Annotated in this window: 14 protein-coding genes; 9 read left to right on the top strand and 5 right to left on the bottom strand. The window is 36.9% G+C overall.

The window, feature by feature from the left end; genetic code table 11:
- Positions 1–147: 147 nt before the first annotated feature.
- Positions 148–1155: a 3-oxoacyl-ACP synthase III family protein gene (locus tag LZZ90_RS06780; RefSeq protein WP_237789933.1), complete on the bottom strand. Its 1008-nt coding sequence runs from the start codon at positions 1153–1155 to the stop codon at positions 148–150.
- A 195-nt stretch (positions 1156–1350) separates the two neighbouring features.
- Here LZZ90_RS06780 and LZZ90_RS06785 point away from each other — a divergent pair, with 195 nt between their 5' ends.
- A complete protein-coding gene (locus tag LZZ90_RS06785; protein ID WP_237789934.1) occupies positions 1351–3765 on the top strand; it encodes a prolyl oligopeptidase family serine peptidase in 2415 nt (804 codons plus the stop codon).
- 43 nt (positions 3766–3808) lie between these two features.
- Here the strand turns inward: LZZ90_RS06785 and LZZ90_RS06790 are convergent, their stop codons facing one another.
- Together LZZ90_RS06790 and LZZ90_RS06795 are read right to left on the bottom strand one after the other, a co-directional pair.
- On the bottom strand, positions 3809–4174 hold the full coding sequence (locus LZZ90_RS06790; protein WP_237789935.1) for a hypothetical protein: 366 nt from the start codon (positions 4172–4174) through the stop codon (positions 3809–3811).
- 18 nt (positions 4175–4192) lie between these two features.
- The gene (locus LZZ90_RS06795; protein ID WP_237789936.1) at positions 4193–5137 is read right to left on the bottom strand and encodes an ABC transporter ATP-binding protein; all 945 of its coding nucleotides are present in this window, start codon (positions 5135–5137) and stop codon (positions 4193–4195) included.
- Between the two features lie 136 nt (positions 5138–5273).
- On the opposite strand from LZZ90_RS06795, the gene LZZ90_RS06800 reads away from it, so the two are divergent.
- Positions 5274–5906: an outer membrane beta-barrel protein gene (locus LZZ90_RS06800; protein WP_237789937.1), complete on the top strand. Its 633-nt coding sequence runs from the start codon at positions 5274–5276 to the stop codon at positions 5904–5906.
- Between the two features lie 69 nt (positions 5907–5975).
- Here the strand turns inward: LZZ90_RS06800 and LZZ90_RS06805 are convergent, their stop codons facing one another.
- Both LZZ90_RS06805 and LZZ90_RS06810 read right to left on the bottom strand, forming a co-directional pair.
- Positions 5976–6671 carry an OmpA family protein gene (locus tag LZZ90_RS06805; RefSeq protein WP_237789938.1) on the bottom strand — a complete coding sequence of 232 codons (696 nt, stop codon included), beginning with the start codon at positions 6669–6671 and terminating at the stop codon, positions 5976–5978.
- A gap of 12 nt (positions 6672–6683) precedes the next feature.
- Positions 6684–7136: a lipocalin family protein gene (locus LZZ90_RS06810; RefSeq protein ID WP_237789939.1), complete on the bottom strand. Its 453-nt coding sequence runs from the start codon at positions 7134–7136 to the stop codon at positions 6684–6686.
- Between the two features lie 182 nt (positions 7137–7318).
- Here LZZ90_RS06810 and htpG point away from each other — a divergent pair, with 182 nt between their 5' ends.
- The 7 genes from htpG (at position 7319) to LZZ90_RS06845 (ending at position 14996) form a co-directional block, all read left to right on the top strand.
- Entirely contained in the window at positions 7319–9196 is a 1878-nt protein-coding gene (htpG, locus tag LZZ90_RS06815; protein ID WP_237789940.1) for a molecular chaperone HtpG, read from the top strand.
- 79 nt (positions 9197–9275) lie between these two features.
- The gene (locus LZZ90_RS06820; RefSeq protein WP_237789941.1) at positions 9276–9803 is read left to right on the top strand and encodes a GNAT family N-acetyltransferase; all 528 of its coding nucleotides are present in this window, start codon (positions 9276–9278) and stop codon (positions 9801–9803) included.
- 96 nt (positions 9804–9899) lie between these two features.
- A complete protein-coding gene (locus LZZ90_RS06825) occupies positions 9900–10793 on the top strand; it encodes a DMT family transporter (protein WP_237789942.1) in 894 nt (297 codons plus the stop codon).
- A gap of 51 nt (positions 10794–10844) precedes the next feature.
- The gene (aqpZ, locus tag LZZ90_RS06830; protein ID WP_237789943.1) at positions 10845–11546 is read left to right on the top strand and encodes an aquaporin Z; all 702 of its coding nucleotides are present in this window, start codon (positions 10845–10847) and stop codon (positions 11544–11546) included.
- Between the two features lie 282 nt (positions 11547–11828).
- Entirely contained in the window at positions 11829–12110 is a 282-nt protein-coding gene (locus LZZ90_RS06835) for a TIGR03643 family protein (RefSeq protein ID WP_237789944.1), read from the top strand.
- A gap of 42 nt (positions 12111–12152) precedes the next feature.
- On the top strand, positions 12153–13094 hold the full coding sequence (locus tag LZZ90_RS06840) for a S9 family peptidase (protein ID WP_237789945.1): 942 nt from the start codon (positions 12153–12155) through the stop codon (positions 13092–13094).
- 42 nt (positions 13095–13136) lie between these two features.
- Positions 13137–14996: a peptidase M61 gene (locus LZZ90_RS06845; protein WP_237789946.1), complete on the top strand. Its 1860-nt coding sequence runs from the start codon at positions 13137–13139 to the stop codon at positions 14994–14996.
- Positions 14997–15023 lie beyond the last annotated feature (27 nt).

A 15023-nucleotide genomic window follows, 5' to 3' on the forward strand; every position in this document is an offset into this window, starting at 1 on the left:
AAGAAACCATGACCTTAAATTTAAAAAAATATTTACAAAATTAAAGTTCATTCATCGGATTTAACGAACAGATAACCGACAAAAAAACCGCAAATTCAAAAGTAAAAACCTTCAAATTTGCGGTATAGTTTATAGTTTAAGAAATATCTACCAGCGAATTATGACGCTTCCCCAGGTGAATCCGGAACCGAAAGCAGCCAAGACTACTAAATCACCTTCTTTAATTTTCCCTTGTTCCCAAGCTTCGGTTAAAGCAATTGGAATGGAAGCAGCCGTTGTGTTTCCGTACTTCTGAATATTGTTATGAACTTGTGAATCTTCCAATTTGAATTTCTGCTGAATAAATTGCGAAATTCTCAAATTTGCCTGATGCGGAATGAGCATATTGATATCGGAAACCTGCAAATTATTGGCCTGTAATCCTTCCATAATTACTTCACTGAAACGAACTACCGCATTTTTAAATACAAATTGCCCGTTCATATACGGATAATAACTCTCATCGTCCGGATTGTTATCGGCAATGATATCGGTTACCCAACGTTTTCCCATTCCCGGTGCCTGAAGTGCTAATTCTTCCGCATGTTGTCCTTCAGAATGTAAATGAGTAGAAAGAATTCCTTTGGTTGTATCTTCTGTTCTTGATAAAACTGCTGCTCCGGCTCCGTCTCCGAAAATTACCGAAACCCCACGTCCTCTGGTGGTCATGTCTAAACCAGTGGAATGCACTTCGGAACCAATTACCAAAATATTTTTGTACATACCGGTTTTGATGAACTGATCGGCAACGGAAATCGCATAAACAAATCCGGAACACTGATTGCGAACATCTAATGCGCCAACGGTTTTCAAACCTAAATCACGCTGTACCAAAACCCCAGGACCTGGAAAATAATAATCCGGGCTTAAAGTAGCAAAAATGATAAAATCGATATCTTCCTTGGTAACTCCAGAGCGCTCAATGGCTATTTTGGCCGCTTTCACACCCATTGTAGTGGTGGTATCTTCTCCGCGAATTACATGTCTTCTTTGTTGAATACCGGTTCGTTCCTGAATCCACTCGTCGTTGGTATCCATTATTTTTGATAAATCATCATTGGTTACCACATTTTCGGGAACGTAATACCCTAATCCTGAAATCTTTGAATGATACATTTCTTTATCTTTTTATTAAAAATTGGGCTACAAATTTAAACATAATTAATTTTTATACCTGAAATCTTTTTTCTTTTTCGATAATATTGAAATTCATTAGGCTCAAAAACCGGATTTTCAGTAAAAAATTATCACAAGCTGTAACAGAATTGACGTACTTTTAGACCAATGATTTAAAACCTAAAAAATAACACCATGAAACTAAGAAACTGTTTTTGGCTTTTGCTACTTGCCGGAAGTTCGCTTTTAGCTCAGGAAAACCTAACCTATCAGAAACCATCGAAGGAGATTTTAGCTTTAGCCGAATACGAAAGAGCGCCATCGGTAACCATGGATACCAAAAAAGAATGGATGCTTTTAACCTATCGTAACACCTATAAAAACCTTGATGACTTAAATCAGGAAGAAATGCGTTTGGGAGGACTGAGAATCAACCCGATTACCAACATTTCGAGTTCGGTTACTTACATCAATAATTTAAAAGTACGACGCATTAAGGATAAAAACGAAATTCAAGTAAGCGGTTTACCAAAGAGTGCAAAAATCACGAACCTTTCGTGGTCACCCGATGAGAAAAAAATCGCTTTTACCAACACTACAAATTCTGGTGTAGAATTATGGGTTTTGGATATTGCAACTGCAAAAGCCACCAAACTTACTTCCGATAATTTGAATGCCAACTTAGGCAATCCAATCAGCTGGTTCAGAGATGGGCAAAACATCTTGGTTAAAACCATGGCAGCGAACCGTCCGGCGTTAATCGACAGTAAAAAAGATTTACCGATTGGGCCAACTACTTCCAACAGTGAAGGAAAAGCATCGCAAAACAGAACGTTTCAGGATTTATTAAAAAACAAAACCGACGAAACCAATTTTGAAACTTTGGTAACTTCCGAATTGTATAAAATCGATTTAAACGGAAAAGCAGAATTATTCAAAAAAGCAGACTTATACGCAGGGGAATCATTTTCACCAGACGGAAATTATTTGATGCTGACCACGGTACAAAAACCGTTTTCCTATATCGTTCCTTTAAGCCGTTTTCCTCAAAAAACGGTTGTATACGACAAAAACGGGAAAGAAATCAAAACAGTTAACGAGGTGCCGCTTAACGAAATCATGCCTAAAGGTTTTATGGCCGTTCGTAAAGGAAAAAGAAGTATGGGCTGGAGAAATGATACTCCTGCAACTTTATCTTATGTAGAAGCTTTGGATGGTGGAGATCCTGCCAACAAAGTTGAATTTAGAGATGAAGCCTTTTTATGGGAAGCTCCTTTTACTTCTCAGCCTACTTCACTAATGAAAACACCGCAGCGTTTTAGCGGAGTTACATGGGGAAATAATACTACTGCAATTGTTTATGATAGTTGGTACGATACCAGAAATACAAAAACGTATTTGATTAATCCATCCAATCCGGCTCAGGCGCCTAAAGTGATTTCCGACAGAAATTCTCAGGACATTTATTCCGATCCGGGTAATTTCGAAACCAAGAAAAATGAGTTCGGAAGACAGGTTTTGGCTCTAGAAGGTGACAATGCTTACTTAATTGGTGACGGATTTACAAAAGAAGGACAATTTCCTTTTATAGACGAGTTCAACATTAAAACTTTGAAAACAAAACGTTTGTATCAATCAGCGTTCAAAAACAAGAAAGAAGACATCGTTTCCATTGAAGATTTCAAAAAAGGAGAAGTATTGGTTCAAATCCAATCGCCTTCGGAATACCCTAATTATTACTTCAGAAACATTAAATCGAAAGACAAAATCTCACCAATTACCGCTTTTAAAAACCCATTTGAGAGCATTAAAAACGTTTACAAAGAAGTAATCAAATACAAACGCAAAGATGGTGTGGAACTTTCTGGAACTTTATATTTACCGGCCAATTACGACCGCAAAGCGAAAAAAGAAAAACTTCCGTTATTGATTTGGGCCTATCCCGCGGAATTCAAAGACAAAAATTCGGCAGGACAAACCAGTCAAAATCCGAATGAATTCACCTTCCCTAATTATGGATCTTTCGTGTATTGGGTAACTAAAGGCTATGCAGTTTTAGACGATGCCGCCTTTCCAATCATCGGAGAAGGAAAAACCGAACCGAACGACACGTTCATTACGCAATTGGTTGATAATGCTGAAGCTGCAATTAACGCTGTGGACAATTTAGGGTACATCAACCGTAAAAAAGTGGCAGTTGGAGGGCATTCGTATGGTGCATTTATGACTGCGAATTTATTAACGCATTCTAATTTATTTGCTTGTGGAATTGCACGAAGCGGAGCATACAACAGAACCTTAACTCCTTTCGGATTCCAGAACGAACAGCGTAATTACTGGGAAGCACAGAATGTGTACAACACGATGTCGCCTTTTATGAATGCAGAGAAAATGAAAACGCCTTTACTGTTAGTTCATGGTGATGCAGACAACAACCCAGGAACATTTACCTTACAAACTGAGCGGTATTTCCAGGCTTTAAAAGGATTAGGAGCACCAGTAAGAATGGTTCTTTTACCAAAAGAATCGCATGGTTATGCTGCCAAAGAGAACATATTCCACTTGCTTTGGGAACAAGATCAGTTCTTAGAAAAACATTTAAAAAATTAATTAAAAAACAAAACCCCGAAACGTTATTCGGGGTTTTTCTTTATTACAGCTTTAACTTTAGACTTTCAATTTTTGCATTTCGCTCAAAAGAAAAAGTTGCGGTTTTGGCATTGATGTGATTGTAAATCAGTAACGCCTTTCTGTTGAAATTCTCGCTTTTAAAAACAGAAAGTATATCGGCTAAAGTTTCAAGATTTTCTTCGCTGAATTGCGGGTGCTGCTCTAAAAAAACAATGAGCATATCTTCAGAAATCGTTTCAAGAATTGTTAAATCGAAACCTAATTCTTCTTGTAATTTCTGATTGATTTCCAAAACCGATTGTATCAAATCTGTTTCATTGTTTTGTTTTAGGAGTTTCTCCAATGCTTTCTTCAGAAAAAATCCCAACTGACTGATCTGTTTTGACAAATAATCTTCTTTTGGCATCTAACTTAGTATTAAAGTTACTTCTTTGTTATGTTCTAAAGCAGTGTTGTGTTCGAAAAAAATTGCTTTTCCTGCAATGGCTGCTTTAATCAGGTAATGACTTCCTTTAAAATAAGATTGCTTTACCACTACTTTCATAAGCCCATTTTCCACAACTTTCAATTGATGCGGATACAAGAAAAGGAGCTCGTCTTGGCCATCAATTTCCATTAATTGTGAAAGATGCAATTCGTTTACTTCCCCAAAAAGTGAAGCACTGTACTTTGATTTCGGCGCATTATAAATATCCGCAGAATTTCCTTTATCAATAACTTCTCCGTTTTTTAAAACAATAGTTTCATCGGCAAAAGAAAGCGCATCAACACTATCGTGGGTCGCAATCAAAACGGTAATTCCTTTAGCTTTCAGATAGGCAAACAAATTTCGGCGCAAGGCATTTTTTCTGAAATTATCAATATGGCTGAACGGCTCGTCAAGCAATAACACTTCAGGTTCAAGCGCAAGTACTCTTGCCAAAGCCACTCTTTGTTGCTGGCCGCCACTTAAGAATTGTGCCTTCACATTGGCATACTCAGTCATTTCAACAATTTCCAATAACTCGGCTATGCGTTCTTTTTTCTCCTGAGGGTAAAAATTGGATAGATACTTCCCAACATTTTCTGCTACGGTGATGTAGGGCATCAAATCGAAATCCTGAGCAAGATATTTCATAAACGGCATTCCCGGAACCAAATTGAATTTCGGGCCTGTGACTTCGGTTTCACCCCAAAGAATTGTTCCTTGGTTTAAATCGTATAAACCGTAAATCAGCTTCAAAAGAGTACTTTTCCCGCAACCGCTTTCCCCGATTACAGCAATATTTTTCCCTATATCAACCTCAAAGCTGACGGATTTAATAATCTCTTTTTCGGTATATCCGAACGAAGCGTTTTGTATCTGAAGCATTGTAATAAAAAATAGTCTGCAAATTTAGCAGCATTCGCAGTTTAAATAAAATTTAAGTTATACACATTTTCTTAAAACATTTTTAAATATCGAAAGTTTATACCTAATATTGCAAAAAAAACTCAACCTACAGAATATGGTATTTTCAGCTAAGAGATTAACTTTCTTTTTATTACTATTCACTTCCTTCTCCTTTGGACAGCGCGCTTATCCGAATTTTTCTATAGATGCAAATTACGGTATTTCAGGTGTAAAAGACCCTGGACTGAGTGATTTTTCGCACCTTGATTTTGGCCTAAGATACATGTTGGATGAAAATGTTTGGGGAATAAAACTGGATTATGGAATGGATAAATTCAGAACTCAGGAAACACCAACAGAAAAAGGAATTGACGTTTCCCGTATATCGGTTCAGGCAGCTTGTAACTTAACAAACCTGATTGATAACAGAAGTTATTTTTACAGCAGATACTTCAACATTCTTGCTCATGCCGGTGTTGGATACTCAATGCAGAAATCGGTTACCATCCCCCAAGGAGGTACTGATGAAATCGGTCATATTATTTTCGGAATCAATCCTCAATATTCAATTACAGAGAATTTAGCGGTTGGTTTAGATGCTACAGGTATTGTTCACCTTTCTCAACATTACTGGTTTGACGGGAATTATACTTACACCAGCCCTGAATTTAAAGGATCTCCAAATGCAACTTCAACATTTATTTACAATATTTCCATCGGTCTTTCTTATACGTTTGGTAAAGACTAATAAATGAGAATCTATAAAATAAAAAATCCCACCAATATGTGGGATTTTTTATTGCTGTATATCCGGAATTTAATTTCCAGCTTCTTTTTTAGCGTCTTGAACCATTTTATCGTTAGCAGTGATGGCAAACTCCACACGGCGGTTTTTAGCTCTACCGGCGTCTGTATCGTTACTCGCAATCGGATCTGCTTCACCTAAACCAGTTGTTTTAAATCTAGAACCTGCAAGTCCTTTACTGTCAAGATAATTCCTAACAGATGCCGAACGTTGGGTTGATAAATTCAAATTATATTCATCAGAACCTTTACTGTCGGTATATCCGTAAATTTGAATGTCTGTATCAGGATATTGTTTAAAAACCGGAACTAATTTATCCAAGTTTTGCTTAGCCGTAGGAGTTAAGGTCGATTTGTTAAAATCAAAATTCACTGAATTTTCACCAAGAACCAATTTAATACCTTCTCCAACTCGTTCAACTTCTACACCTGGTAGCGCTTCTTTTATTTCACGAGCTTGCTTATCCATACTTCTACCGATAATTGCCCCGGCAGTTCCTCCGATAACACCTCCTAAAACAGCTCCTAAAGCTCCTTTCCCTCCTTTTCCTAAGTTATTCCCGAGAACACCTCCAATAACGGCGCCTCCCACAGCTCCTATTACAGCTCCTTTTTGGGTATTATTCGCGTTTTTAACCGAACTACAACTCGTAAAAACCGAACCGGCTGTAAGGCTTAATGCCAGAATACAAATGCTTACTCTTTTCATATTTTTACTTTATTAATTAACTTTTTCAAATTGGTACACTAAATCAGAAACACTTCCTCCCACATTGATTTTATCAATCAATTGAAATGAATTTCCTGTCTGATTGGCAATTCTTAAGCGAAAGCCTTGCGTTACTTTTCTTGCTTTGGCTTTCTCACCAATAAACTTTAAGGTAAACTCTTTCTCAGGCGTAATTGACCAAACAATATCACTGCTAAAATCAGTACATTGGTTTAAAGTCATGGTACCGGTATTGTTATTGGATACAAACTGCCAAGTACTTCCAACAAAACACTTGGACTCGGCAATCTGAAACGAAGTCGCCTTAAAATACTCCGAACCGGGATAACTCACATTGGTAACTGTCCATTTTCCTTTTAAATTGACTTGAGATCTACTGTCTACGGTAGGTTTGCAGGAAAAAACAAAAATCATTAAAAGACTCAGTATTACATACTTTCTCATAATTTATCGAATTGATTAAACGAACTATTTTAGTAATTAAAACCGTACTAAATTTACAAATAAATGCCATTCTAAAAAGCAATTATCCATTTTTTAACATTTATGTCATTTTGTCACGATTTCAGCTTTTGGTATTTAATTTGACTTGATCACAACATAAGTTTAAATTAAAATCAAATCATATGACAACAGGAAAAATCAATGTTTCGGTAGAAAACATCTTTCCCTTAATCAAGAAATTTTTATACAGCGACCATGAAATCTTTTTACGCGAACTGGTTTCTAATGCTACTGATGCTACATTAAAACTGAAACACTTAACCAGCATTGGCGAAGCAAAAGTAGAATATGGCAACCCAATTATTGAAATAAAACTCGATAAAGAAGCCAAAAAACTTCATGTAATCGACCAAGGATTGGGAATGAGCGCCGAGGAAGTTGAAAAATACATCAATCAGGTTGCGTTTTCAGGAGCAGAAGAGTTTTTAGAGAAATACAAAGATTCTGCAAAAGACAGCGGCATCATTGGTCACTTCGGTTTAGGGTTTTACTCTGCATTTATGGTAGCAGAAAAGGTGGAAATCATTACCAAATCCCACAAAGACGAACCGGCAGCACACTGGACTTGTGACGGCAGCCCGGAATTTACTCTAGAGCCTCATGCAAAAACCGAAAGAGGAACCGAAATCATCCTTCATATTGCCGAAGATTCTTTAGAATTTCTCGAAGAAGGTAAAATTCGTGAATTGCTGACCAAATACAACAAGTTCATGCCTGTGCCCATTAAATTTGGAACCCGAAAAGAACAAAAAGCTTTTGGCGTTGGCGAAGAGGAAAAAATGGAAGAAATTGAGGTAGACAACATCATCAATAATCCAAGTCCAGCCTGGACTAAACAGCCAAGCGAACTTAGCGATGAAGACTACAAAAACTTCTACCGCGAATTGTACCCGATGCAGTTTGAGGAGCCGCTTTTTAACATTCACCTGAATGTAGATTATCCGTTCAACTTAACAGGAATTCTGTTCTTCCCGAAAATGTCTGCCGATTTACAAATCCAGAAAGACAAAATTCAATTATACCAAAATCAGGTTTTCGTAACCGATAATGTAGAAGGTATTGTTCCAGAGTTTTTAACCATGCTTAAAGGAGTTATCGATTCTCCGGATATTCCGCTAAATGTCTCTCGCTCTTATTTACAGGCAGATGGTGCGGTTAAGAAAATTTCGAATTATATTACCCGTAAAGTTGCCGATAAATTGAAATTGTTATTTTCGGAAAACCGTGAAGATTTTGAACAGAAATGGAACGACATCAAAATCGTTTTGGAATACGGAATGCTTTCGGAACCGAAATTTTACGAAAAGGCCGGCGCTTTTGTTTTGTATCCAACCGTTGACAAAAAATATTATACGCTTGACGAATTAAAAGAATCTTTAAAGGAAAACCAAACCGATAAAGACGGAAAACTGGTTGTTTTATACGCATCCAACCAAGATGCACAGCACAGTTATATCGATCAGGCCAAAGAAAAAGGGTATCAGATTTTACTTTTAGATTCGCCAATTGTTTCCCATCTGATTCAAAAATTAGAAGCCGATAACGAAAACCTTGTGTTTACTCGTGTAGATTCGGATCATATCGATAACCTTATCAAAAAAGACGATGCAGCGATTTCAAAATTATCTGATCAGGAAAAAGAAAGTCTGAAAAATACTTTAGAAGAAATTGTTCCGAAGACTACTTATTCCGTACAACTTGAAGCTTTGGACAGTACAACTGCTCCGTTTATGATTACTCAGCCGGAATTTATGCGCCGTATGAAAGAAATGAGTCAAACCGGCGGCGGAATGTTTGGCATGGGCAACTTCCCGGAAATGTACAATTTGGTGGTAAATACCAATTCGGATTTAGCCTCAGCTATTCTTAATGAAAAAGACAAAACCGCACAGGAAGGTTTGGTAAAACAAGCTTTAGATTTGGCAAAACTTTCTCAGGGATTATTAAAAGGAGAAGATTTGACTGCCTTTGTAAAACGAAGCTTTGAATTGATCAAATAAGCTGTTTTTCATTAATAAGTTAAAGCCTGCTTGTTCATCAAGCAGGCTTTTTTTAATTTTACAAAACAAACCTAAAATCATGATTTATAAAGAATTACAAATACTCCCAATTAAACCAAACGAACTTGAGATTTTACTAAATTTGAGTAAAAAGACTTTTTTTGATGCCTTCAACAAACAAAACAGCCCGGAAAATATGATGGCTTATATGGATTCTGCTTTTACCGTTGAAAAACTTTCTTCGGAACTTAACAATCCAGAATCCAGCTTTTATTTTGTCAGACATCAAGATATTCCAATCGGTTATCTTAAGTTGAATTTTGGCAGCGCACAAACCGAACTGATGCAGGGAAAATCCATTGAAATTGAGCGAATTTATGTTTTAGAAGAATTTCAGGGACAAAAAATCGGGCAAATTCTAATTGAGAAAGCAATTTCGATAGCCAAAACTAATAATGCAGATTTCATCTGGCTGGGTGTTTGGGAAAAGAACCCGGGCGCTATCCGTTTTTATCAGAAGAATGGTTTTGAAGTGTTCAGCTCGCACCTTTTTACTATGGGAACCGATATTCAAACCGATATTTTGATGCGTTTATTACTGGTTTAGAATTCATTTCCAAATTCAAAAAAGAGAAAATTTCCCATCTTAAGTTTAAGTTACGTGCAAAAAAGCTATCTTTGCCGGCTTTTTAAAATTGAAATTATGTTTGGAAACAGAGTATTAAAAGGAGTCTTCTTAGTAGGCTTAGGGGCAACCAGTTATGGAATGCTAGCCACTTTTGTAAAGCTTGCCTACAATGAAAATTACACCACCGCAGAAGTAACTTCGTCACAGTTTATATTAGGAATTATCGGAATGCTTTTGATCAATGCTTTTCAGAAAGCTAAAAAAGGAAACGATGTTGTAAAAGCCAGCGGAAAAAACATTTTCCATTTAATGCTTGCCGGTACTTCTTTAGGAATGACTAGTGTTTTTTACTATTTAGCGGTAAAATACATTCCGGTTTCCATCGGTATCGTTTTATTAATGCAAACCGTATGGATGGGAGTTTTATTGGAATGGATTTTAGACAAAAAAGCGCCTTCGATGCAAAAAATCGTATCCGTTATCATTGTTTTAATTGGGACCGCACTGGCAACCAATCTGATCAAAAACGAAATTTCTCTGGATTGGAGAGGAATTATGTGGGGCTTACTGGCGGCTTCGTCTTTTACAACAACAATGTTTACCGCAAACCGCGTTGCTGTTGGAATTTCATCTGCTCAACGATCGCTATACATGCTTTTGGGAGGTGCTGTAATTGTTTTTGGTTTCTCAATAGCCACACAAACAACCCCTTTTAACTTTGACATCTTTTTAAAATGGGGAATCGTATTGGCCGTTTTCGGAACGATTATCCCTCCTATTCTTATGAATGCTGGATTTCCTCACACCGGAATCGGTCTTGGAAGTATTGTTTCTTCTTTAGAGTTACCCGTTTCTGTTATGATGGCTTATATGATTTTAGGCGAGCACGTCGTTTTTACGCAATGGGTCGGAATACTGTTAATTATTCTTGCAATTGTAATCATGAATATCAAAACATCAAAAAATTAACAAGTATTATCTTTTTTTCGTAGCTTTGAGTATAACCAAAACTCAAATTTTATGAAAAAACTATTTGCAGAATTTTTTGGAACGTATTGGCTGGTATTTGGTGGTTGCGGAAGCGCCCTGTTTGCAGCCGGAATCCCAGATTTAGGTATTGGCTTTGCCGGAGTTTCCTTAGCTTTCGGTTTAACTGTTTTAACTATGGCTTATGCTGTCGGTCATATTTCCGGCGGGCATTTCAACCCTGCTGTTTCCTTTGGATTATGGGCAGGTGGCCGTTTTGAAGCCAAAGAACTGGTTCCTTACATAGTAGCTCAATGTGTTGGAGCAATTGCTGCAGCGGGAACACTCTTCATGATTTTATCAGGAAAAACAGGATTTGCCATTGATAACACCAAAGCAGGGGCTTTTGCCACCAATGGCTATGATGCCTTTTCCCCAGACGGATATTCAATGATGTCGGCATTTATGGCCGAATTTGTGCTCACTTTATTCTTTTTGTTGATCATTTTAGGAGCTACCGATAAATTTGCAAACGGAAAATTTGCAGGTGTAGCTATTGGACTGGGATTAACCTTGATTCACTTAGTAAGCATTCCGATAACCAACACCTCGGTAAATCCTGCGCGTTCAACCTCTCAGGCTTTATTTACCCAAGGCGAGCCGCTGATGCAATTGTGGCTTTTCTGGGTCGCTCCTATTTTAGGCGCAATCGTAGCAGGATTTATTTATAAAAACCTTCTTCAGGACAACGAGTAGGTATAAATCATACTATTTTAAACACAAAAGCGATGAAAAAGTTCATCGCTTTTTGTTTTTCCAGAAATCTATATCATTTAACAATACACCCAAACTCATAAAAAATCACGATAATTTGAAATAAAATCCTACAATAAATTCAAAAGTATTTTCAATTTCGGTCTGATTTTTGAAAAATCTCAAAAAGTACATTTACAGTACAACTCAATTTATTTTTTTTAGTAATATTGAGTAACACATAAATAACCGTTAAAACAAGTATTTGAATTAATTTTTCATCTGATGAAAAAAAGTAAAATTTCAGAAATGGACAACGAAACGCTTGAAAGAGTTGTCACGATGGCTCAGGAGGAGAAAAAACCTTTTGACGTATTAAAAGAAGAATTTGGAATTTCAGAAAACGATGTTACTGAACTGATGCGCAAAAGAATGTCGAAAGATAATTTTGAACTTTGGAAAAAGAAAGTTACTGCCAGTAAACCCAAACCAAAACCTCAAAAATTCAACGATATTGAAGACGAAGATTTAGACAGCAAGTATTATTTTAAAAATAAATTCGATTAAGAAAAAATCCCCTAAATTTAGGGGATTTTTTTTACAACCTTTATGAAACACACTTTTTCACTACTTCTTTTGTTTTTAAGCACATTTTTAGTTGCTCAAACTGAAAAATTCAGCAAAGAAGAACTCGTAATCAACCCATTAATAAAAGGGGATTTATACACTTCAAAAATTAACAACACCAAACAAACACTTGTAATTCTTATTGCAGGATCAGGGCCAACCAACCGCAACGGAAATCAAATCGGGATGCAAAACAATTCTCTGAAATACCTTGCTGAAGACCTGTCCTCAAACGGTTATAGCGTTTTTAGTTACGACAAAAGAGTAATTGCCCAAATTATCGCCGGGAACATTAATGAATCCGAAGGGCGTTTTGAAGATTTGATCGAAGATGCCGTGAGCGTGTACGACTATTTCAAAAAAAACAACCTTTTTACGAAAATAGTTTTTGCCGGACACAGTGAAGGCTCTTTGGTCGGAATGATTGCCAGTGAAAAAACGAAAGCCGCTGCCTATATTTCCATTGCTGGTACCGGCAGAACAATCGATCAGGTTCTAGTGGAACAAATTGCAAAACAAATGCCTTCCTATAAAGAAAAAACAGCAGAATATCTTGCAACACTTAAAAAAGGACAAACCATTAAAGATGCGCCACCCGCATTACAAAGTCTTTTTAGAGAAAGTGTTCAACCTTATATAATTTCCTGGATGAAATACAATCCGCAGGATGAAATTCAAAAATTAAAATGCCCTGTTTTACTTCTTAACGGTGATAAAGATTTACAAGTGGAACCTAAAGAAGCTCATTTACTTCATTCGGTTAAAAAAGAGGCAGAAATCTTAATAATAGAAAACATGAACCACGTTTTTAAAAACATCGCTACTGATGAAAAAGAAAATATGGAATCGTATTCTAATCCTAATTTAAGAAACCATCCGAAACTTTCTGAGGTCATTGTAGCGTTCTTAAACAAAAAAGTGTAACAAAAACGAAAAGCACCCTACCAATATAAAAACGATAAATCAATGAAAAAAATAATCTGCACCTTGGCTCTTGCATCATTTTTTATGAGCTGTAAATCGCAAAGTAACGCGTCATCTGCAAAAAATGATGTTCAGGTTACCATCGATCTTAAGAACGTTACCGATGACAAAGTAATGGTAACCATTATTCCTCCATCAATAACAACAGATAACATCATTTTTCACATTCCTAAAACTGTTCCGGGAACTTATTCCGAAGACGATTACGGACGATTCATTGAAAACGTAAAAGCATACGATGCAAAAGGAAATCTGCTTCAGGTTACTCAAAAGGATAAAAATTCCTGGGACATTTCTAAAGCTAAATCACTGGCTAAAATCACTTATTGGGTTAACGACTCATTTGATACCGAAACCTCAGGCGGAATGGGTGGTGAAGATGTATTTTCACCAGCAGGGACAAACATCTTAGCCGGAGAAAATTTCATGCTTAACACTCATGGATTTGTAGGTTATTTTGAAGGAAAATCAGAATCACCATACAAACTAACGGTTTCACATCCTGCGACTTTATGGGGCGCAACTTCTTTAACCGACACCGATCCCAGCAATGAGTCGGATGTATTTCTTACCTCGCGCTATCCAGAATTGGTAGACAGCCCAATTATGTATTCCAAACCGGACTATACAACCTTCAAGGTTGACGACATGGATATCTTAATCAGTGTGTTTTCACCCAACGGAACCTATAAAGCTGCCGACTTTACTCCTGCAATGGAAACCATGATGCGTGCACAGAAAAAATTCCTTGGTCCTGTGAATTCAACCAAAAAATACAGTATTCTTTTGTATCTGTCGGACATGAAAAAGAACGACGCCAAAGGATTTGGCGCATTGGAACACACCACCTCCACGACAGTTGTAATGCCGGAAATGATGCCAAAAGGTGCGTTATTGGAACAAATGAAAGATGTGGTTTCACACGAATTTTTTCATATTGTAACGCCGTTGTCGGTTCACTCAAACGAGATTCATTATTTCAACTACAATGCTCCAAAAATGTCCAAGCATTTATGGATGTACGAAGGAGTTACTGAATACTTCGCAAATTTATTCCAAGTAAATCAAGGCTTAATCACTGAAGAAGATTTCTATAATCGAATGGTAAGTAAAATAGAGGAATCCAGACGATTTGACGATAAAATGCCCTTCACTAAAATGAGCCAGAACATTTTAGACAAGAACTACAAAGACTCTTATTACAATGTTTACCTCAAAGGAGCTTTAATTGCCATGTGTATAGATATTCAAATGAGAGAAAGCAGTGGCGGAGAAAAAGGTATTTTAGACTTAATGCAGGCACTTTCTAATGAATACGGAAGCAAAAAACCCTTCAACGACGAGGAATTATTTGCTAAAATCACTTCGCTAACTTATCCGGCAGTTGGGGAATTCCTAAAAACCTATGTAGATGGCGACACTCCTATTCCGTATGATGTTTATTTTGCAAAGATGGGAGTTAAAGAAGGAACGATAAAAAAAGCCGGAAATCCGTTCTTAAAAGACGAAATGACTCCGCTTATCACCGTAAATCCGGAAACTAAAGAAATTACTGTTTTACCGGATGTTGAGCTTAACGATTTCATGAAAACTCTTGGAATCAAAAACGAAGACGTTATATTAGCGATCAACGGAACCAACTACAATATGGACACTATTTACGAAATGCTTATGCCTGAGAAAGGTTGGAACAATGGCGATGCTATTACCGTAAAAATTAAACGCAAAGGCAAAGAACAACTTTTAAAAGGAAAAGTAATTGTACCAATGCAGGATGCACAAGGCTATCATGCAGTTGACACTTCAAAAGCAAAACTAAAAGAAGCTTGGTTGAAAGGATAATACATCCTGAGACAATCTTAACAATCC

Source organism: Flavobacterium sp. SM15 (assembly GCF_022012335.1).
GTDB lineage: Bacteria > Bacteroidota > Bacteroidia > Flavobacteriales > Flavobacteriaceae > Flavobacterium.

Coding starts and splice junctions, on each gene's coding strand:
- LZZ90_RS06780 (WP_237789933.1), bottom strand. CDS start 1,155: ATGTATCATTCAAAGATTTCAGGATTAGGGTATTACGTTCCCGAAAAT.
- LZZ90_RS06785 (WP_237789934.1), top strand. CDS start 1,351: ATGAAACTAAGAAACTGTTTTTGGCTTTTGCTACTTGCCGGAAGTTCG.
- LZZ90_RS06795 (WP_237789936.1), bottom strand. CDS start 5,137: ATGCTTCAGATACAAAACGCTTCGTTCGGATATACCGAAAAAGAGATT.
- LZZ90_RS06800 (WP_237789937.1), top strand. CDS start 5,274: ATGGTATTTTCAGCTAAGAGATTAACTTTCTTTTTATTACTATTCACT.
- LZZ90_RS06805 (WP_237789938.1), bottom strand. CDS start 6,671: ATGAAAAGAGTAAGCATTTGTATTCTGGCATTAAGCCTTACAGCCGGT.
- LZZ90_RS06810 (WP_237789939.1), bottom strand. CDS start 7,136: ATGAGAAAGTATGTAATACTGAGTCTTTTAATGATTTTTGTTTTTTCC.
- htpG (WP_237789940.1), top strand. CDS start 7,319: ATGACAACAGGAAAAATCAATGTTTCGGTAGAAAACATCTTTCCCTTA.
- LZZ90_RS06820 (WP_237789941.1), top strand. CDS start 9,276: ATGATTTATAAAGAATTACAAATACTCCCAATTAAACCAAACGAACTT.
- LZZ90_RS06825 (WP_237789942.1), top strand. CDS start 9,900: ATGTTTGGAAACAGAGTATTAAAAGGAGTCTTCTTAGTAGGCTTAGGG.
- aqpZ (WP_237789943.1), top strand. CDS start 10,845: ATGAAAAAACTATTTGCAGAATTTTTTGGAACGTATTGGCTGGTATTT.
- LZZ90_RS06835 (WP_237789944.1), top strand. CDS start 11,829: ATGAAAAAAAGTAAAATTTCAGAAATGGACAACGAAACGCTTGAAAGA.
- LZZ90_RS06840 (WP_237789945.1), top strand. CDS start 12,153: ATGAAACACACTTTTTCACTACTTCTTTTGTTTTTAAGCACATTTTTA.
- LZZ90_RS06845 (WP_237789946.1), top strand. CDS start 13,137: ATGAAAAAAATAATCTGCACCTTGGCTCTTGCATCATTTTTTATGAGC.